The sequence below is a fragment of the Parabacteroides acidifaciens genome (genome assembly GCF_003363715.1).
Taxonomy (GTDB): Bacteria; Bacteroidota; Bacteroidia; order Bacteroidales; family Tannerellaceae; genus Parabacteroides; species Parabacteroides acidifaciens.
Map to the genome: position 1 here is coordinate 1 of NZ_QREV01000071.1, position 21,491 is coordinate 21,491.

The following is a 21,491-nucleotide window of genomic DNA, read 5'->3' on the forward strand; positions in this document are numbered from 1 at the left end:
TTAAAGATAAGAATTCTATTACTCTTTTACAATTTCTTCTTGGGCTTTTTCACACAGTCTCTTCAATCAACGGGTTGATAAACACCCGGCTTTGCCGGATTCCTCTGTGGGTTTGAACCCCCTTTCAAATATCTACAAATAATCCTATTAAAGGGACTCAAGCCCACAGAGGAAGAGGCTTTCCCCCTAAGCTCTAAAACCGTTCGTTGAAACGAAACGGCAAAAGAGAGCCTACGGCAGAGGGCTTATTGTATAAAACGTGTTTTTTAGTCTCAAAAGACACCCCGGATAAAACAAATGTCAACCCACTTTTCAGCCGTCAAAAAGGGGCTTTTTCCTATGATCTGGCACCTTATCGCCATGAAGAGGGACTTTATCGCTCTGACCCGGAACTTTATTGCCCTGAAGTCGGACTTCATATAGTACGAAGTCAACCTTCAGAGCGATGAAGCGTTACTTCACGGCAATTTTCTGCGCACCTCACGGCAACAAGCCCCCAAAATTTCCTTTAGATATTTGGAACGCCGTCCGCCTTCGTTCGCAAATATTCGATTCTCCGGGAGTTAAGGTTTATCACTTTGCCGGTATTTCCTGTTTTCGATAATCAAATTGTACGCTTTTGGGGATGGGCTCGGCACCTCATTTTCTCTGTTGTCATCCGAATGGGCTAAAATCGTGAAAAGAGTCAATCCAAAATCGATCAAGATTTCGGACGAAATAGAAAAACAGTCGAAACAGGGGGTTAATGTATATTTTTCAATTAGCAGAAGGTCCAAAACTAAGAAATAGTGAGCTATCCCGTTCTCGCGCTCCGACGCGGGATCGCAAAACAGCCTGCCGCATCCTAAATCATCATTTACAAGTTTTGATAAAGCCTGTTCCTCTGCGATCCCGCGTCGGAGCGCGGGAACAAGATAGTTCAGTTCTGTCAAATTCCGAATCAATCCCGGAACCAACAAAATATTATCCTTTCTTTCTCATTGGCATATTATTTCATCAGCACATTATTTTCCTTTTTTCTTTGTTTATTGAAAATTAAGGTCTACTTTTGCCCCTGCACACCTGTATAGAGTTACAGGTCACTGCGTTTTATTGATTACGAGAAGCGTTTAAAAAGATATTATCCTTATATTGAAATCTCGACAGTTTCATAAACCTTGGATAATAGACAACTAAACGCTCACGTACCTTTCCTTGTTATATACCCATATGTCCTGCATATGCCTATATACGAGCAAAAGGGCGTGGGCTGTTGTTTATATCAAGGTTTAGGGCAGTCGAGAGCCTCAATATAAGATATATCAACAGTTCCTACGCCTTCTTTTGTTTGTATAACCTCCACTCCGGGAACTGATGGAACCCAAATTTGTATTGCCGATGAAATAAAGGAACAAACCAAAGCGCGAAAAAACCCGTTTACGTGTAACCACACAGATTACACCCTAAACGTGTATAGGGAAAAACTATATCAAGAAATTACAATTAAATTTTAGAATGTATGAAAAAGAGATTACTTATGTTGTTTGCCATCGTTACAGGCATGGCGACAAGTACTGGCTATCTACAAGCTCAAACAGCTTCATCCAAAGTGGTAGTCCAGAATAAAAAAAATATACTAAAAAGCGAAGAAAATCCGAAAGTAATTGAAAAGAACGGAACGGCGATCTGTTTTGCAAACGGACATCCGGTCACGGTCTTCCAGGAAGGTGAATGGATGGTTGTAAAAGCAACAGACACCAACGACACGTTACATTTCAAAACGTTGGGTGCAATCTTCGGAGGTGCTCTGGCGAAAGAAGCTGCTGCAAGCAGTATTACTCTGCAAAGTGGAACAGTCGGTGATATATACGGTGGCGGATATGGATTCAAAAATGACGACGGTTCCATAAACTACGGCGATGTTACCGGAAAAACGGCTATTAATATTGAAGGGGGAACGGTGTCGAACTTACTTGTTGCCGGCGGTCAGTATTATGCCAGATCCAGAGAAGCTGAGATTAATGTCAAAAATAATGTTTCCGTAGCATATCTTTTTTGCGGCGGTTATGATGAAGGAAAAACTGGGAATACGTTGGAAACAGCATTTGATGATTCCAACAACCGAGTTCTGAAAACAACAGTCAAAATGACAGGTGGCACAATAACCGGTTATATCGGATGTGGTGGAGGACAAGGACGTACCTATTCCCAAACAACGGATGTTATGCTCGACGGTGTTAGTGTGGCTAACTTATATGGTATTGCATCAAACGGACGTTCGGACAACATTACGATGAAGGCTACCAGCTGCACGTTTACAGGTGAAATCGCATCTCTAAACCGCGGACGGGTAGAAAATTTGTCCATGACATTCGATAAATGTACATTTAATAGTGTAAAAGGATACTTAGGAGCTGTTGCCGGATGGAATAATTCCGATTCAGGTACCAGCGAGGCAATACCGTCGGTAACAGGTTCTGTGGTTTATACATTTACAAACTCAACCAATAATAGCGCGACACCTGTCATGCAAGCTGGACAGGGATTGGACGGTGCGAATCTTACGCTAACCGGAGCTCAAGCTAAAATTACAGATTTTGACAGAAAGTCGACTGATACTAAAATTACGATAAAAGAGTTTACCTTAAATAGCGGTAAAACATGGAACTTCAACGACGGGCTGTCTATAGAAAGCGGTTGTACGTTAACGAATAATGGAACGTTAGCCTATAGCGGAACTTTTAGCAACAGCGGGACATTTACATCAAACGGAAAGCTGACTGCTTTAGTTTCAGATGCGGCCGAATTGACCGCCGCTCTTACGGCAAAAGCCGATACCGTTAAACTGTCGGCAGGAGCTGATATCGCACTATCCGGCTTGCTAAAGATTGTTGAACCTGTCGTAATTGTAAGTGCGGATAAGACACAAAAAGCTTCCCTTACCGGACAGATCGTAATCGAAAAAGAAGGGGTGACATTGGATAACTTAAAGTTGGTCGGAAACAGTATCGGAACAAACTATTGGCAGAAAGATATTGTTACGGTCATTGCTTCTTCTGTTACTGTTACGAACTGCGAATTTACAGGAGGTGTTTCAGCTGATACTTATTGCTCCAACGGGTTGGTTCTGCATCCGACATCCGAGACTCCGGCCTTTACGGTGAAGGATAACGTTTTCAAGGGTTTCTCGTTTACTGTACAGAACTGGGCTTCTACAGCCTTTATGTTACAGGATAATTGCACAATTAAGAAAGATGATAGCAGCAGTACTGTTACAATTTCAAATGCAAAAAATATTAATGATGCAGAATTAGCCAAGGCAAACAGTTATTCTGAAGATTGTATGATTTGCTATTTGCGTATTAATGCCGGTGGCTATACATATGCTTATGGCACAACTGTAGATAATGCCCTTAACGGATTAATCGGTATGATGAACAAAGGTGGTGTCGTACAGGCTCCGGATGTAAAATATATGGATTTCATCAAAGGAATGAATGCAAAGACAGATGAGGGTGAAACTGCACCTGATTTTACCAATAGCAATATCGCAATTGAATGTAAAGACGGTGTGATTATCACAAAAGAATCATTGGCAGACGCATATCTGCAAGCCGGGAAGAACGTTCAATTGTTGAGCCTGACAGATAATATCTATGGAATTGCTTCTTATACAATGGTAATCCCTGAAATCGTCAACCTTCCGGATTCAGTAGCTTTCGGTACTGCTCCGATAGAGTTGATGGCAAATGTTTCCGGTGTGACTTATGCTATAAAAGAAGGTAGTGAAACAGGTGTTGTTGCTCTATCCTCAGATGGTAAAAACACACTGACGATTCTGAAGCCGGGCAAGGTGACATTAACGATCACTAAGAAAGATAAGTCATATGATCAGGATTTGAAAGTCGTTCCCAAAACAATCCAGGTAAATTCGGCTTGGCTGACGGTTACCAGCGATCTGACTTATGGTGTGACAAATAAAACCGTAACGGTTACAGTTGCATCAACAAAGCCGGAAGATGTTACTGATGATTTATTCATCGGATTGGTAAAGGATCATACTACTTTGACTCTGACAACTGCCGGTGAACTGACCAGCCTGAATGCCGGTGATTCTATTCCGGTTATCGTAACTCCGACATTGAGTGGCGACCATAAAGACTATTATCGTGTCGCTACAATCAGTGGCGTGGCTGCTCAGATAAAGAAGAAGGAACTGACTGTTACGGCAGAAGCAAAAAGTCGTAATTATGGCGTAGAGAATCCAGAATTTACAGCTACTTTTTCTAATTTTGCAGATAGTGAGAGCCAGTCCGTCCTGGGCGGTGAGCTGAAATTCAAGTGCGCGGCTACAAAAGATTCGAAAGCCGGAGAATATGACATCACTCCTTACGGATATACATCGCAGAATTATGACCTGAAATATGCAGCTGCCAAGCTGACTGTTACCGCTGTTGCTCCGAAAGTCGAGTTGATTAGTGCCGTTGTCGGTGCAGACAAGAAATCGATCGTATTGACCGGTAAGATGGTTAATGATGGTGGGGCTGCTGAATCAACTACATTCAAGGGTGACTTTACAGTTGGTGGAAAGGCAAAGGATTTGGCTTTAACTATTGACGAAAAGTCCCAGTTCACAACTACATTAACAGAACTTGAAGATGGTGATTATGAGATCAAGGCAAAAGTTGGCGAGGGTTTAAGCGAAAAATTGACAGTAACGATTGCTGCCGCCAAGACACCGCAGACACTCTCTTTCACTTCGCAGATCAGTAAATTGGAATTCGGTAGCGCCGATATCCAATTGGCTGCTACCAGCGACCAGGCTGCTGCAAAGAATGAATACAAGTATGCAGTAACAACAGGTGACGCTGTAACAGTAAGTGAAACCGGTTTATTGAAGATCGCAAAAGCAGGTACTGCCACTATTACCGTTAGTAGCGAAGGCGATGACAACTACGCAAAAGCATCAGCTGTTCAAACGATCGAGGTCACGAAGAAGCTGGTGAAAGTAGTGAATAATCCGAAAGTAGCGATTACGAAGTCGTACGACGGACTGTTAAGTATTACACTTCCTGATAATGCCCTGCAAGTAGTCGATTTGAATGGAAAAGTGATTGCTGGTGTAACATTAGCAGAAAGTTTGACCGCCAAGTTTGAAAACAAGAATGCCTCCGATGCTGCTCAAAATATTGTTTTGAGCGGACTGGCTTTAACAGACGGTGATAATGGCAAGAGCAATTATGAACTGACCGGTTATCAGGTAAGCGGTACGATCACGAAAGCACCGTTAACACTGACAATCGAGAATGCAAAACGTAAATACAATGAGCTACGTGCCAGCTATGACCTGAAGTTCGAAGGATTCAAGAATGGAGAAGACATCAACACAACACAGGATCTCTACACAGGAACGCTTGCTGTTGAGGAAAACAAAGGCGTTTTGAGTATAGCAAAAGGCATCTCATTCAATAACTACGAGTTGGAAACAGTTCCTGCCGATGTAGAAATCGTTCGCGGAACTCCGAAGGTGGTGACTTATTCGGATGCAAGCAATGCTTATGGTATCATAGTCGATGTTGCGGGATGGGATCTGGACGAAAATGCAGTTAAAATCATGAATGAGAATCAGGCTTACGTTGAATATGGCGATGGTCAGAGAGCATACGGAGATGCTTTGCAATCAAAAGCTGCAATCGAGATTACAGTAGGTTCAACTACAGAACCGACAACAAAAGCTGCTAATGCAAACGTAACTCGTACTCCTTTAACTTATGGCCAGACTCTCAAAATCACATATCCATCGACAGCAACACTGACGAGTACGAATTACAATGTATTGTCTATTACAGATGCAGGTGCAGATGGTAGCGATACGAAGACGGCAACCGTACAGGCTGTCGGTATCGGTGACGCTGCTATCGTGGCAACCGGTGCAAGCGGTGCCGGTGCAAATCTGGTACAGGCATCTGTCGGCGCAAGGGTAATCACAGTTATAGGAACAGGTTTTGATAAGGTGTACGACGGGACACTAACTGCTAACGGAACGTTGGCTACTAAAAACATTGTAGATGGTGATGAAGTTATACTCGATCTGTCCGGCGTTTCCTTTACTTATGCAGATAAGAATGCCGGCAAACATGCTATATCTCCCTCCCGTACAATCGGTCTTTCCGGAGTAAAAGCCGGCAATTACGATTTGACAATTGAAGGTTTAAGTGGAACAATCTCTCAGAAAGAGCTGACTGTAACCGAAGTCTACAAGGCTTATAACGGCTTGAAGGTAGACAAGGCACTTACAACTTATGCTTCAACCGGTTTGGTCGAAGGCGATATTGAACCGCTGAATGTAGACTGGTCGGATGCTGTTAATGCTCAGGAAAAGGAATACACCGTAACAGCAACCGCCACTTCCGGAAATTATACGGTAAAAACAGGTGGTACTATAAACGGCTTTATCAGCAAGTCCAAAATACTTGCCACGATCGGTAATGTATATGGAACAACGGAAAGCACGATCAAGAGTAACGTTATAAAAGGCAACTTCTACAAACTGGCTTCTTCGGGAGAAGCGATCTCGATGAACGGTTTAGGATATGATCCGACTGTCACACTGGATAAAGCGGCTTCTAAATTCTTTGTTAGCGGCGGCGATACCCAGAACTACGAAGTAATCTATACAAGCAATTCAGGTACTTACAAATCACAACCGAGCGGTGGCGGAACAACAACTACCGTTTCCGTAGAAAGCGTATCTCTCGACAAAGCAGAGCTGACATTGCCGCGCCTGGGTACTTATACCCTGAAAGCAACTGTCAACCCGTCTGATGCTTCCAATAAAAATGTGACTTGGAAGAGCAGCGACGACAAGATTGCGACAGTAGATGCAAACGGTAAGGTTACGGCTGTTGCTGTAGGTAAAGCAACTATCACAGTTACTACCGAAGACGGCGGCAAGACTGCAACTTGCGAAGTGACAGTAGACTTTGCTACCGGTCTGGAAGAAGCAATCGCCAACACTGCCGTTTATGGCAAGGACGGATACATCCACATCCAGCCTGTTGCACCTATGCAGGCATGGGTTGTGAATATCGCCGGTACGGTTGTTTACCACGCTACAATCAGCAGCGCAACACAGATCCCTGTTTCCACCGGTATCTATCTGGTGAAATTGGGTACAGGCAACGAGTCTGTTGTAACAAAGGTTAGTGTACGATAATTTGTATTTTTCTTAATAAGTAATCTTTTCTCTCGTAAGTAAAGATTATTAATAGTGAGTTTAGGACAGGGGGGCCGTGAGGTTCCCCTGTCTTTATGATTTCAAGTACTTAGTCTGCTTTATCTCGAATATAATACCTACCTTTGTCCATACCATAAAATTAAATATGAAACCAATTTCCAACCAAACAGAACAATCGCTCGCAAACCGCATCGAAATGCTGATTGCTGAAGCACGTAAACAAGTGATAACCACAGTCAACACTACAATGGTTTATACCTATTATGAAATAGGTCGAATGATCGTAGAAGACGAACAACAAGGTGAACGGCGTGCAGAATACGGGAAAGCCGTATTAAAAGAACTATCTATGAGATTAACCCTTAAATTCGGAAAAGGTTTCTCCGTTGAAAATTTAGATAGAATGAGATATTTCTATAAAATCTATTCAACACAGATTTCGTCAACACTGTTGACGAAATCTCTAAAAAGACAGGATAAGGTGAATGAATTGCACTTCACCCTCAGTTGGTCACATTATCTTAAACTAATGCGTATATCAAATCCCGAAGAACGGCGTTTCTATGAAATTGAAGCGACAAATAATAATTGGAGTTTACGGGAATTAGAACGGCAATTCGATTCCTCTCTCTACGAACGATTAGTATTAAGCCATGATAAAGATTCTGTAAAAGCATTATCCGAAAAAGGACATATCGTGGAAACACCACAAGATCTGATAAAAGATCCATACGTTTTGGAATTTATCGGTTTACCGGAACTACCCCGATACTCGGAGAGCGAGTTAGAACAGCGATTAATCGATCATTTACAATCCTTTTTGTTAGAGCTTGGTAAAGGTTTTACATTTGTTGGCAGGCAGGTACGTTTGACCTTTGATGAACAACATTTTCGTGTAGATTTAGTGTTTTACAACCGTTTACTTCGTGCATTCGTGCTAATTGATTTGAAACGAGGGATGCTAAAACATCAGGATTTAGGGCAAATGCAGATGTACGTCAACTACTACGATCGTTTCATGAAACTGGAAGATGAAAACCCGACAATCGGCATCTTATTATGTGCAGACAAAAGCGATACAATGGTAGAAATAACGTTACCGGCAGGTAACAAACAAATCTTTGCCAGCAAATATCAAACAATATTGCCAAGCAAAGAGGAATTGAAACGATTAATCGAAAATCAATATAAATAGGATAAAGATGATATTCGTGTCAATAAATCACTTATTTTTGCACCCATATTTAATCTTAATATCGAATAGCATGAATAAAGGTGTATTTATTGTATTGTTCAGCTTACTGCTGCCCTTCGGAATCTTTGCCCAACCGAAAGGAAAAACGTCCCATACCATACCGTCGGAAAAAGATATGGGAGCTTACCTGATGGTCTATTTTACGGACCCGACACATAGCCTTTTTATGGCTGTCAGCCGTGACGGTTATTCTTTTACGGCTGTTAATAACGGACAACCGGTTATCGCCGGCGATACGATAGCCGAACAGCGCGGCATACGTGATCCGCATATCTATCGCGGTCCGGACGGTGCTTTCTATATAGCCATGACCGACCTGCATCTTTTTGCCAAAGAAAAAGGATACCGGACAACCGAATGGGAACGGGACGGAGAACTTTATGGCTGGGGAAACAACCGGGGACTGATACTGATGAAGTCTTTCGATCTGATAAACTGGACGCACACCTGTGTCCGTATCGACAAAGCATTTCCCGATGAATTTGGAGAGATCGGTTGCGCATGGGCTCCCGAAACGACTTACGACCCTGTGGAGAAGAAAATGATGATTTATTTCACGATCCGCAAGGAAGGAAAAGGGAAAACCAAACTTTATTACGCCTACACGGATGACGATTTTACCCGCTTGGTGACAAAACCCACCATCCTCTTCGAATATCCCAATCCGGAAATCCAGGTACTGGATGCCGACATCACGCACTTGCCCGACGGACGTTTCTGTATGACATACGTGGCACAGGAAAAAACGGGCGGCATAAAGATGGCCATGTCCGATAAGATCAACAAAGACTACGCTTATCAGCCTCAATGGATAGACCTGGAACCGGGAGCTTGCGAAGCGCCCAACGTCTGGAAACGCATAGGAGAAGACAAATGGGTACTGATGTACGATATATTCAGTATCAAGCCTCATAATTTCGGTTTTGTCGAAACAACGGACTTCGTCACGTTTAAAGACCTCGGACATTTCAATGAAGGGGTGATGAAATGTACTAATTTCTCCTCCCCTAAACATGGAGCTGTGATACAAATCACAACAGAGGAAGCCGACCGGCTGGAACAATACTGGAAAAACAAATATACGGCCATACCTTTGGATTCCATCCACCTGAGTGATCCCTGCATCCTGGCTGACAAAAAGACTAATATGTATTATATGACCGGAACGGGAGGACGTCTGTGGAAAAGCAAGGACCTCGCTCTGTGGGAAGGTCCGTATCAGGTTACACAAACCGACCCGGACTCATGGATGGGTCCCAAGCCGGAAATCTGGGCAGCAGAGTTACACGAATACAAAGGCAAATATTATTATTTCGCAACTTTTACAAACAACGCGATCCGGATAGATTCCGTAAAAGGAAACGTAATCCCCCGCCGTGCCAGCCATATCCTGGTCAGCGATAAACCCGACGGACCTTACAAACCGATGAAAGACCCGGTTTATCTTCCGGAAAACATGCCTACACTGGACGGCACTTTCTGGGTTGATAGCGACGGGAAACCTTATATGGTTTATTGCCACGAATGGCTACAGAACCTGAACGGGACGATCGAAAAAATCGAGTTGAAACCGGATCTAAGCGGTCCTGCCGGAAAGGGCAAAATACTGTTCCGTGCCAGCGATTCGCCCTGGAGTCGTGAAAAGATGGGAGAGAAAGTTCTGCCAAACCGGGTGACTGACGGCCCCTGGTTGTTCAGGACTGGTAGGGGACGTTTAGGTATGATCTGGACAAGTTGGGTATTCCAGGATTACACGCAAGGAGTCGCTTATTCGGAAAGCGGAACGTTGGACGGTCCCTGGATACAGGAGAAAGAACCTGTTACCCCGCCTAATTTCGGGCATGGCATGTTGTTTCAAACATTGGATGGAAAATGGTTGATGTCCGTCCATAGCCACAAAGATGTAAACGGGAAATACATCCGTGTCCCTCATCTTTTCGAAATCGATTTATCGGGAGATAAACTGACGGTAGGCAAACCTTATCTGCCATAACCGGAAATCAAGCTTTCCTCAAAATAAACAAAATCGGGTGCTACCTGTTGTTTTATAAAAGACGTCTTCAATTAAAACAACTTACAAAAACAGAATTTATGAAACGTGTATATTTAATGGTAGCACTCGTGATGGGAAGCGTTGCCGGATACGGTCAAACAGATGACAAAGGGTATGAAGAAGGGAAATGGGTGCTGAAAGGCATTACCGGTGTCAATATGTCGCAAACGGCAGTCAGCAACTGGTCGGCCGGTGGTGAAAACTCTTTTGCAGGCAATGCATACCTGAACGGGACGCTTACCCATAAGCGAGCGAATTGGCTATGGATCAGCAACATCGGACTGGATTACGGATTGACGAAAACGAAATCGCAAGGTGTGCAGAAAACATCCGATAAGATCGCATTCTCTACCCAGTTAGGCTATAAAGCAAGTGAAAAATGGTATTATACGGCAATGGCCGACCTCAACACCCAGTTCTATAAGGGATATAACTATCCGGACAAATCACATTACATTTCCAAATTCTTTGCTCCGGCCTATTCCAATATCTCATTCGGTATGGACTTCCGTCCGAAAAGCAACTATTCCCTTTATCTCTCCCCGATTGCAGGCAAACTGACATTTGTGGAAGACGACTACCTGTCAAATGAAGGAGCATTCGGTGTCGATCCCGGAGACCGTTTTAAAGCGGAACTCGGCGCCTTCATCAAAGCAAAAGCGGAACAAAAGATTATGGAGAACGTAAACCTGATCACAAGCGTCGATTTCTTCACCCCCTACGACAAGCAGTTCGGCAATGTAGACGTGAACTGGGATATGCTGATCAATATGAAGATTAACAAATACCTCAGCGCGACACTCAACACCACACTCAAATACGATAATGATGTGAAGACCTTTAACAAAGAAGGTGAAAAACATGGTGCAAAAGTGCAATTCAAGGAAGTATTGGGTATCGGCGTAGCTTACAATTTCTGATAAAAAGCGGGTAAATGCTTCTATTTTTTCAAAAAAACCAGTCACAATCGGTTGCAGTATCCAAAGAAAGGGCTAAATTTGCACGTTGAAAACAAAAATGATTAGAAATGATCAATAAGATTAACGCTCTGCTTAATGAAGTGGAGAACCTGAAAGCGGCTAACGCTGAAGAACTGGAAGCATTACGCATTAAATACCTCAGCAAAAAAGGTGAAATTTCTTTGTTGATGAACGATTTCCGCAACGTTGCGGCAGATCAGAAGCGTGAAGTAGGCCAATACCTCAATAAACTGAAAGAGGCAACTCAAAATAAAATCAACGAACTGAAAGCAGGCTTTGATAATGTACAGACGGTGAACGATGACATCGACCTCACCCGTACAGCCTACCCGATCGAATTAGGGACCCGCCATCCGCTTTCACTCGTAAAGAAAGAAATCTGCGACATATTCGGACGCTTAGGATTCAGCATCGCTGAAGGACCGGAGATCGAAGACGACTGGCATGTGTTCTCTTCTCTGAACTTTGCAGAAGACCACCCGGCACGCGACATGCAGGATACTTTCTTTATCCAACATAATCCGGACGTATTACTTCGTACACATACATCTTCCGTACAGACCCGCGTAATGGAGAATCAGGAACCTCCTATCCGCATCATCTGCCCGGGACGTGTCTATCGTAACGAAGCAATCTCCTATCGCGCACACTGTTTCTTCCACCAGGTAGAAGCTTTGTATGTGGATAAGAATGTTTCTTTTGCCGACCTGAAACAGGCTTTACTGTTCTTCGCCAAGGAAATGTTCAGCGCAGATACGAAAATACGCTTACGTCCTTCTTACTTCCCGTTCACCGAACCTTCCGCCGAAATGGATATTTCTTGTAATATCTGCGGTGGCAAAGGCTGTCCGTTCTGTAAAGGAACCGGCTGGGTGGAAATCCTCGGTTGCGGTATGGTAGACCCGAATGTACTGGAAAACTGCGGTATCGACAGCAAAGTATATTCCGGCTATGCATTGGGAATGGGTATCGAGCGTATAACAAACCTGAAATACCAAGTAAAAGACTTACGCATGTTCTCCGAAAACGATGTTCGTTTCCTGAGACAGTTTGAGTCAGCCAATTAAGTTGAGAACCTAAATCATTTACCATCTTCCCCGGGTCCTTAACCAACCCGGGGAAAAACACACTAAAGACGTAAATGGTATGATAAAGGTTCTACTACTTATAACAGGAGGGGCAATCGGTACTCTGTTCCGCTTCGGGGTTTCGACGTGGGTACAGCGTTCGATGCTACACTCCTTCCCTTTCGGGATACTTTCGGTCAATGTGATCGGCTCTTTTTTGATCGGCTTTTGTTGGAGCATAGCCGAAACAACCAATCTCTCTGCTAACGCAAGAGTTTTTCTCTTCACCGGCCTGTTCGGCGGATTTACCACATTCTCTTCGTTTGCACTGGATACGATGTCGCTGATGAAAACCGGCGAATATAAACAGGTATTTCTGAATATACTGGCCAGTAATCTGTTAGGATTGTTAGCCGTATTCCTGGGACTGCTTCTTGGTAAAAATACGATGTCACTCATTAAATAATGATATGCGAAAAGAGGAACGATATAAAGGGGTATTGAACTGGTTCAACGAGAATGTGCCGGTTGCCGAAACGGAGTTGCATTATGACAATCCGTATCAGTTGCTTATCGCCGTAATCCTATCCGCCCAATGCACGGACAAACGGGTGAATATGATCACTCCCGCCCTCTTTAAGGACTTCCCGACTCCCGAAGTAATGGCAGCCTCGACACCGGAAGTCATCTTCGAATATATCCGGAGCGTCTCCTATCCCAACAACAAGTCGAAACATCTGGTCGGCATGGCAAAGATGCTGATGTCGGATTTCGGAGGTGTCGTACCGTCCGATATCGACGAACTGCAAAAGCTACCCGGCGTAGGCCGTAAGACGGCAAATGTCATAGCCTCGGTCGTCTACAACAAGCCGGCAATGGCTGTCGATACGCATGTCTTCCGCGTAGCCAACCGCATCGGCCTGACCAACAACAGCAAAACGCCGTTGGAGACAGAAAAGGAATTGGTGAAGCATATCCCGGAGGAACAGATTCCGATCGCCCACCATTGGCTGATCCTACACGGACGTTATACTTGCATCGCCCGCAAGCCTAAATGTGAGGAATGCGGACTCAAACCCTGGTGTAAATATTTCCTGGACCCCAAGAAAACGTAAGACAGAAATGAAAGCTGACAAGCGGGAAATAGTGACGTTTACAATAGCTGCTCTCGCTACGCTGGTGGCAGTCTGGTTCTTTTTAGGCAAAATGCAAAAAGAGAAGAAGGTTGTGCAAACTGATCTATATACGCTGGTGGCTCCGGCATCAGACGCGATCCTGAGTGTGAACCGTCCTGTCGCTTTCTCTAAATACATACTATCCCGGAAACCGGAATACGACGCTTTTGCTTCCCGGATACCGGAAATATACCTTTCCATTATCCAAAACAACCGGGATCTTTCCCCATTGCTACTCTCCTTCCATCCTCAAGGGGTCGTCCTATACACACAAGCAGGAAAGAATCTTATCAACCGGATAGAAAAGAATACGTTACAAAAGGCTTTCGGCTCATTTGCCCCACAAAAACAGACCAAGAACGACATCGTGTTCACCTATTATCCGGATAACGGCAACCGCTTCTTCGGTTACTACCAATACAACGGCATCTGGGTGGCAAGCTATAGCAAGAAGCTGTTGGAAGAAGTCGCCCAGATACAAAAGAACAAGCAAAACTATTTGCTCCCCGACCAGGACCGCCTGCGCCGGACATTTGACGCGAACGCTCCTTTGAACCTGATGATACAGTCGGACAGCCTCAACCTGTACGTATCCCTGCCCGACTCGACCGAATGGCGAATCCGGAACTGGTGGTTGGGTGCCGACCTGTTCATGAACGAAAACCACCTCTGTTATTTCGGCAGCCTCCCCTATAACGCAACCGCCGACAGCCTGTACGCACCGTTAGGCGACACGCTGGCACTACGCCTCGAACAGATATTCCCCCAATTCCATGTAATCAATCAAACCACACGGGAAAACAACCGGATGTTTTATACGGGATGCCTGGAGACACAAGATAAATAAGTTATAGTAGAAGGAAGTGAGTTGACTACAAATTGTAGTCAACTGAAAATGCTATCATCAGACGGTAAATACTACAAAACCGACGTCGCCACCACCGACAACTGAAAGCAGAGAAGGAAAAACGGAAATCAAGATTAGTACTCTGCGATTTGTGTGTGAATAGTAATAACGCTATCTTTGTGACATAGATATAATTAAATCTACAAGATGAGTCCAATTTTTAAGCGTGAAGACGGATATTGTTTTAAAATCTTCTCCAATGAGGAAGAGCGGAAACATATCCATGTTGTAAAGGCTGAATGTGAAGCCAAATTTTGGTTAGAGCCTACCATTGAATTGGCCGACAATTACGGATTTAAAAATAAAGAATTGAAGAAGATAACAGAATTATTGGAAAAATATGGAGACGAATTCAAACGCAAATTCACAGAATACATTGGTAAGCGTATTGATGATTAACACTCAAGGCATCATGCTTTCAGTACAAGGTAGGGACTACTTCCTCTCTTACAACCGGGTTCCCTGGATGAAAGATGCCCGCATTTCAGATGTGTTAAATGTAAAGATGTGCGGTCATTCAGCTATTGAATGGGAAGCATTGGGTGTAGATTTGGAGATTGAAAGTCTGAAACATCCGGAACGCTATCCACTTATCATGAAGCGTACGCCATTGGATATAATTTAGTTAACACTCGATGCATCCTCCACACATAGCATCGGGTGTTAAATCTTATAACAACTCCTTCAACATCCTCAACGCCGTACGAGCCGCCTGACGGATATTCTCTTCCCGTTCCGTGCCGAAATGGAAGCATTCGGACACTACCTTGTCTTTCAGGGCAGCGGCAATCCAAACCGTACCGACCGGCTTTTCAGGAGTTCCGCCACCGGGACCGGCAATGCCGGAAGTGGCAACCGCACAATCACAACCCAGCGTACGGATAGCCCCCAACGCCATCTGTTCGACAACCGGACGGCTGACGGCGCCATATTGCATCAGGCTCTCTTCCGAAACACCCAGCACATGATGCTTCACCTCATTGCTGTAGGAGACCACGCCCCCGCAGAAGTAATCGGAACTACCCGCCACACGCGTAATCAGATGCGCGATATATCCACCGGTACAGCTTTCAGCCGTTCCCATCATCAAATGACGGGAACGAAGCAATTCACCTATTTCAATTTCAATATCCATCATCCCAACTTATTCAACACACGTGAGAACGGAACTGCATCCATCGGACAGAACTGCTGATCCAGGTATTTGTAATATCCTGTTATGGCAACCATCGCCGCATTATCCGTTGTAAAAGAGAACTTCGGGATATGGACCTTCCAGCCGAACCGTTTGGCATGGTCGAGAAAGGCATCGCGCAAACCGGAATTGGCCGAGACGCCACCCGCAACAGCCACCTCTTTTATATTCAAATCCTTTGCCGCCTTACGCAATTTATTCATCAGGATGTCGATCACCGTTGCCTGCAGGGAGGCACAGAGATCCTGCTTGTTCTTCTCGATGAAATCGGGATCTTCCTGCAACTTATCGCGCAGGGTATAGAGAAAAGAGGTCTTCAGTCCGCTGAAACTATAGTCATAACCTGGAATATGCGGTTTACTGAATGTAAAAGCATTCGGATTACCTTCGTTGGCAAGGCGGTTCACGACAGGACCACCGGGATAACCGAGCCCCATGACTTTCGCGCACTTGTCAAACGCCTCACCCGCCGCATCATCGATCGTCTGTCCGATCACTTCCATATCGTTATAGGCATTCACCTTAATGATTTGCGAGTTTCCTCCCGAAACCAACAGGCAAAGGAACGGGAACGAAGGAGCATGATCGTCTTCAGGCGTCTCCTTGATAAAATGAGCCAGCACGTGCGCCTGTAAATGGTTGATCTCGATCATCGGGATATTCAAAGAAACGGACAGGCCTTTGGCAAAGGATGTCCCCACCAGCAACGATCCCATAAGGCCCGGACCACGGGTAAAAGCAACAGCACTCAGCTCGGATTTATCGATACCGGCACGCTTGATTGCTTCGGCAACCACCGGGATAATATTCTGTTGATGTGCACGGGAAGCCAGCTCAGGAACTACGCCGCCATAGGCTTCATGGACAGCCTGACTGGCAATTACATTCGACAGCATCACGCCGTCGCGTATCACAGAAGAGGAAGTATCATCGCAGGATGATTCGATTCCTAATATAGTCACACTCATATCTTCGTTTTAATTTTTGTGCAAATTAACGAAATCTCTCGGGATATTGTTGTAGTTTTGTGCTTAAATATAGTAAAGATATCAAAGGACTTAAATACATAATCATCACCCTACTCACTCTGTTCTGGATATTCTACGCAACCCCGGCCATCTTGTTGCGCATTCCTTATGTGCAGCAAAAAGTGGCAAACACGGCGACGTCAGAATTATCCGAGCGTTTAGGTGTGCCCGTCCGGATCGGGAATGTAGACATCGAATGGTTCAACCGCTTAGTGCTCGAGAACCTGTATCTGGAGGATGAAAACGGCAATGTACTGCTCGAAGCCAACCATGTATCGGCCGGATTCGAGATACTCCCGTTGATGAAAGGCAAGATCGTATTTTCTACCGCCCGCCTGTTCGGCTTCACCGCCAACCTGAAGAAAGAGACACCGACAAGCAAGCTGAACCTGCAATTCGTAATCGACGCCTTCGCCAGTAAAGATACGGTTAAGAAGGATTCCAATATCGACCTGCGCTTCAATTCGATCCTGATCCGGCGCGGTAACTTCCGTTACGACGTGGAAGACGCCCCTCACACACCCGGCAAGTTCAACGCCAAGCATATCGACATAAAGAACATAAGCGCCAAGATAGCAATGAAGGCATTCAACAAAGACAGCCTCAACGCCAACATCAAGAAGATGAGTTTCGACGAAGCCTCCGGTTTCTCTTTGAACAAACTCTCGCTCAATGTGGTGGCAAACAAAGACAGCGCTATCATTAATAACTTCGAAATCAAACTGCCGGAGACGGATCTCAAGATAGACCGCGCCCATATCAATCTGGAAGAGGCGACCGACGTGAACGAACTGCTGAACCATTCGCCGGTCGTATTGAATATCGCACCTTCCCAGGTCTGCCTGAAAGACCTTTCCGCCTTCGTCCCTGCATTCCGCAATTTCTCGGAGGCAATCGAACTTTCGGCCGAAGCATCCGGCTATATCAACAACATCGACCTCAAGCGGCTGACGCTGAAGTACAGCGACAAGATGCTGTTTATCGGCAAAATGGAGATGAAAGGGATCACCCATCCGGAAGACGCCTATATCTTCGGGCAGGTAAACAAGATGTACATTACGACCGAAGGTATCTCAGGCATGGCCAATAACTTCAACGAACATCCGGTCACGCTTCCTGATGCTATCGTCAAGTTAGGAACGATTAACTTCACCGGCGAGATATCCGGTTTCTTTGATAACCTTGTGGCATTCGGCAAATTCTCGTCCGCCATCGGGTCCGTGCAGACCGACCTTATCTTCGGTAGTGACAAAGAGAATAATATAGCCGCCTACCTGAAAGGGCATCTCTCCACCTCCACCCTGTATCTGAACGAGCTTTTCCCGGAAGGCAACCCGTACGGGACAGCCAAGCTGGACCTTACACTCGACACCCGCCGCCCGAAGAACGGTTCTTTCTCGGGAAATATCAAAGCAGGTATCGACGAGTTCGAATATAAAGGGTATAAATATGAGAATATCCTCCTCTCGGGAAACTTCAAGAAGAACGGCTTCAACGGGATAATCGACATCGACGACCCGAACGGCAAGCTCTATGCCGAAGGCCTCTTCCTCCACGAAGGAAAAAACTCAAAGTTCAACTTCACCACGCATCTCGAGCATTTCCGCCCGGACAGCCTCCACCTGACCGACAAGTACGAGGCGCCCGATATCTCCTGCTCGCTCTACGCCGACTTCACAGGAAACAATATCGATAACCTGGAAGGTAGCATCACGCTGGACAGCCTTTCTTTCCGGACTGCCCCGGACAGTTTTTTCCTGAAACAACTGAAAGTGGAAGCCACAGGCCATTCGCTGGACCGCCATCTGACGATATCGTCCGATGTCCTGAACGGTGAAGTGACAGGAGCCTACTCCTTCACTACGATTGTTCCCAGCCTTATGAAGACGCTGAAAGGGTACGTGCCAGCCCTGATAAACGTAACGCAGAAGAAACAGGAGATAAAGGAAAACAACTTTTCCCTCCTGCTGACAATCGAAAATACGGAAGATATCTCAAACACCCTGAAGCTGCCTTTTACCATGCTGCACCAGGGGCGCATCACAGGACACTATAACAACCAATACAACCGCTTCCGTTTCGAAGCCTACCTGCCGAAGTTCAACATCGGCAAGTCGATGTTCGAAGGAGGTTACCTGACTTGCGACAACCCCGAAGACAAGGTGAACCTCCAGCTAAAAGCGACCAACTACAACACCAAAGGGCTGCGCAACTACCTGGATCTGAAAGTAGACGCAAAAGACAACCATGTGAATACGCTGGTCGGTTGGGCAAACAACAAGCAGCGCCTTTTCAAAGCCGACCTCTCCGCCTCTACCCTCTTCATTGAAGAAGAACAGGAGAAAGGACCGGCCACTCTGCGTACCGAAATTTCGCTGAACGAAAGCCCGCTGGTCCTGAACGACTCGACCTGGCATATCGCTCCGTCCACCATTTCCATAGCCGACGGCAAAATAGGGATACGGAACTTCTCCGTCACCAACGGCAACGAATACCTCCACATGGACGGCGTCGTTTCCCGGGACCCGTCCGACACCCTGCTGCTGGACCTGAAACAAGTAGAGCTAAGCTATATCTTCGACATCCTGAACATACCAGTCTTGCAATTTGCCGGAAAGGCGACAGGCACCTTCAATATCACCGACCTATACGGTAGCCGGATGCTGAACACCGACCTCGAAGTGCAGAACTTCTCGTTCAACCAGGTACCGTTGGGCCGCCTCAACCTCTTCAGCGAATGGGACGACCAGCAGAAAGGTATCCTCATGTTAGGAAGTATCTACAAGAACGACACGACCTGGACCGATGTCAGCGGCTACGTCTATCCCGTCGGCAAGAACGCCGGCCTCTCACTCTTCTTCGGGGCAAACGATATCAATCTCGCTTTCCTGCATCCCTTTGTCGAGAATGTAGCCAAGAACATGCAGGGGCGCGGCTTCGGGAATGTCCACCTCCACGGTCCGTTCAAGGCGGTGAACGTGGAAGGAGACGCCTATGTGCTCGACGGAGGCTTAGGCATCGAATACCTGAATACCTACTATACCTTCTCCGACTCCATCCACCTGACGCAGGATGCGATCATCGGACGGGGCGTAACCGTACACGACAAGTTCGGCAACTCGGCTAAGGTGAACCTGACCGTCAACCACCAGCACTTTAAGGATGTCAGTTTCGATGTCGACGTCCAGACAAACAACATGCTCGTGTTCGACGCCCCCCAGAAACAGAATCCCCTGATATTCGGAACTGTCTTCGGAACCGGTACCGCCTCCATTAAAGGCAACGGGCAGCTGATCAACTTCGACATCAATATGCGGAGCGACCCCAAGACCTCCGTTAAGCTCGACTTTATGAATAACTCTTCGGCGGCCGACTACGACTTCATCACCTTCGTCGATAAAAAGAAATTACGCGAGATAGCCCGGACCGCACCGGCCGACTCTATCAAACCCCTTATCTTCAAAGACGAAGATGACGGGGCGGAACTACGCATGAACTTCCTGCTCGACATCACCCCCGATGCCAGGATCGAACTGATCATGGACCCTGTCGGCGGTGACAAGATTGCCGGTAATTGCAGCGGAAGCCTCCAGATACAATACGGCACGAAGACAGACCTCCGCATGTACGGCAACATCGGCATCGTTGAAGGAAATTATAACTTCAGCCTCCAGCAGCTCATCCACAAAGACTTTAAGATACGCGACGGCAGTATCATCAACTTCCGCGGGGACCCGTTCGAAGCGACAATGAACGTCAACGCGATTTATAACCTGACTGCCAACATACAGGACTTGGATGCCAGCTTCGCCTCCGAAAGCGCACGGCGAAACATTCCGGTCAACTGCGTGCTAAACCTCGATGGTGTGTTGCGCAACCCAACTATCTCATTTGATCTGGAACTGCCCGGCTCTAACGAAGAATTGGAACGACAGGTGAAAAGTCTCGTGGACACCGAAGACATGATGACGAAACAGATCGTCTATCTGCTTGTCCTCAACAAGTTCTATACGCCGGAGTACACGAACAACCAGTTTAAGTCGAACGACTTCAGCGCCGTTGCCTCGTCCGCCATCTCGTCCCAGATATCGAGCCTTATGAACAGTTTCACGGATAAAGTGCAACTCGGAACCAACATCCGTACCAGCCAGGACGGCATCGAAGACACGGAGGTGGAGATGCTGCTCTCCAGCCAGCTGTTGAACAACCGCTTGATCTTTAACGGAAACTTCGGCTATAAGAACAACGCGACCCAGAAGAACGCTTTCATCGGCGAGTTCGACCTCGAATACCTGCTGACGCCCAGCGGCGACATCCGCCTGAAAGCTTACAACCATGCCAACGACATGTATATGTTCCTCAAACAGGCCCTCACCACGCAAGGCGTCGGTATCATGTATAAGAAAGATTTCACTCGCTTCTCCGACATCTTCCGCCGGCGAAAAAGATTCCCGTTGATCCCGCTGCGTCCGGCAGCACCGGACAGTACAACGGTCATTCCGGAAAGAAATAAAGATTACTTTTAGCACAAGTCATTTCTGACTTGTACGGAAAAAAGTTTACACAATTAGAAAATAAAAATGTGTAAAGAAAAGCGACACAATCGAAAATATAC

General features: G+C 45.9%; 13 protein-coding genes. 11 read left to right on the forward strand and 2 right to left on the reverse strand.

Going from position 1 to position 21,491, the window contains the following annotated elements:
- The first annotated feature begins 1,498 nt into the window (after positions 1 to 1,498).
- From DWU89_RS18695 to DWU89_RS18740, 10 genes are all read left to right on the forward strand, one after another.
- Complete coding sequence (locus DWU89_RS18695; RefSeq protein ID WP_147292147.1) at positions 1,499 to 7,195, forward strand: Ig-like domain-containing protein; 5,697 nt, start codon at positions 1,499 to 1,501, stop codon at positions 7,193 to 7,195.
- Between the two features lie 166 nt (positions 7,196 to 7,361).
- Positions 7,362 to 8,411: a PDDEXK nuclease domain-containing protein gene (locus DWU89_RS18700; protein WP_115501152.1), complete on the forward strand. Its 1,050-nt coding sequence runs from the start codon at positions 7,362 to 7,364 to the stop codon at positions 8,409 to 8,411.
- A 70-nt stretch (positions 8,412 to 8,481) separates the two neighbouring features.
- A complete protein-coding gene (locus DWU89_RS21160; protein ID WP_244205950.1) occupies positions 8,482 to 10,464 on the forward strand; it encodes a family 43 glycosylhydrolase in 1,983 nt (660 codons plus the stop codon).
- 98 nt (positions 10,465 to 10,562) lie between these two features.
- Entirely contained in the window at positions 10,563 to 11,444 is an 882-nt protein-coding gene (locus DWU89_RS18710; protein WP_115501153.1) for a DUF3078 domain-containing protein, read from the forward strand.
- A 107-nt stretch (positions 11,445 to 11,551) separates the two neighbouring features.
- Positions 11,552 to 12,571, forward strand: a complete 1,020-nt coding sequence (gene pheS, locus DWU89_RS18715) for a phenylalanine--tRNA ligase subunit alpha (RefSeq protein ID WP_115501154.1) — start codon at positions 11,552 to 11,554, stop codon at positions 12,569 to 12,571.
- Between the two features lie 79 nt (positions 12,572 to 12,650).
- Positions 12,651 to 13,037, forward strand: coding sequence for a fluoride efflux transporter CrcB (gene crcB, locus DWU89_RS18720; RefSeq protein ID WP_115501155.1), 387 nt, complete (start codon positions 12,651 to 12,653; stop codon positions 13,035 to 13,037).
- Between the two features lie 4 nt (positions 13,038 to 13,041).
- On the forward strand, positions 13,042 to 13,686 hold the full coding sequence (gene nth / locus DWU89_RS18725) for an endonuclease III (RefSeq protein ID WP_115501156.1): 645 nt from the start codon (positions 13,042 to 13,044) through the stop codon (positions 13,684 to 13,686).
- Between the two features lie 7 nt (positions 13,687 to 13,693).
- Positions 13,694 to 14,593 (forward strand): hypothetical protein, encoded by a 900-nt coding sequence (locus DWU89_RS18730; protein ID WP_115501157.1) that lies wholly within the window; start codon positions 13,694 to 13,696, stop codon positions 14,591 to 14,593.
- 207 nt (positions 14,594 to 14,800) lie between these two features.
- On the forward strand, positions 14,801 to 15,052 hold the full coding sequence (locus tag DWU89_RS18735; protein ID WP_115501158.1) for a DUF4160 domain-containing protein: 252 nt from the start codon (positions 14,801 to 14,803) through the stop codon (positions 15,050 to 15,052).
- Positions 15,045 to 15,278: a DUF2442 domain-containing protein gene (locus tag DWU89_RS18740; protein WP_115501159.1), complete on the forward strand. Its 234-nt coding sequence runs from the start codon at positions 15,045 to 15,047 to the stop codon at positions 15,276 to 15,278. The genes DWU89_RS18735 and DWU89_RS18740 overlap by 8 nt, the downstream gene beginning before the upstream one ends.
- Before the next feature lie 45 nt (positions 15,279 to 15,323).
- Here DWU89_RS18740 and DWU89_RS18745 read toward each other — a convergent pair whose 3' ends face one another.
- Positions 15,324 to 15,788 carry a CinA family protein gene (locus DWU89_RS18745; protein WP_115501163.1) on the reverse strand — a complete coding sequence of 155 codons (465 nt, stop codon included), beginning with the start codon at positions 15,786 to 15,788 and terminating at the stop codon, positions 15,324 to 15,326.
- The gene (gene tsaD / locus DWU89_RS18750) at positions 15,788 to 16,816 is read right to left on the reverse strand and encodes a tRNA (adenosine(37)-N6)-threonylcarbamoyltransferase complex transferase subunit TsaD (protein WP_115501160.1); all 1,029 of its coding nucleotides are present in this window, start codon (positions 16,814 to 16,816) and stop codon (positions 15,788 to 15,790) included. Before tsaD ends, DWU89_RS18745 begins: the two co-directional genes overlap by 1 nt.
- Positions 16,817 to 16,935: 119 nt before the next feature.
- On the opposite strand from tsaD, the gene DWU89_RS18755 reads away from it, so the two are divergent.
- Complete coding sequence (locus DWU89_RS18755) at positions 16,936 to 21,402, forward strand: translocation/assembly module TamB domain-containing protein (protein WP_222940370.1); 4,467 nt, start codon at positions 16,936 to 16,938, stop codon at positions 21,400 to 21,402.
- Positions 21,403 to 21,491: the final 89 nt, after the last annotated feature.